The organism is Sphingobacterium bovisgrunnientis, assembly GCF_009829085.1.
GTDB classification, from domain to species: domain Bacteria; phylum Bacteroidota; class Bacteroidia; order Sphingobacteriales; family Sphingobacteriaceae; genus Sphingobacterium; species Sphingobacterium bovisgrunnientis.
Map to the genome: position 1 here is coordinate 1 of NZ_WUQY01000183.1, position 381 is coordinate 381.

At 22.6% G+C, this 381-nt stretch carries 1 protein-coding gene; it reads right to left on the reverse strand.

Annotated elements, in window-relative coordinates:
- Positions 1-142 precede the first annotated feature (142 nt).
- On the reverse strand, positions 143-381 hold a 239-nt coding region (locus tag GOQ16_RS17790), incomplete at its 5' end, for a hypothetical protein (protein WP_204987528.1).

Genomic DNA, 381 nt, shown 5'->3' on the forward strand with positions numbered 1-381 from the left:
ATCATTATTCCAATTATTTAATAAGAATATTTTACGATAGTTATATCACTTCCTGTATCTATTAAGGAACATGTTGTTTTATTGATTTCTACTATGGTAATTTGTACATATACTCCTAATGGAAATGTTATTACATTATTCATTATTTTGAACAAAACAATGTCTTATTATTATGTGTTATATAGATTCCTTCTTTATTAATATTATAATGATTTAAGACTTGTAAAAAACTCATTCCTAATAATATATGGTAATGATCTCCCATACTATTGTCTAAATAACATGATATTATCATTTCTTCTCCATCTAATACTATTGGTGCTTTTACTTCTAATTCACTAATATATGTTTTTCCATCAAAATTGATATATTTATAAGGAT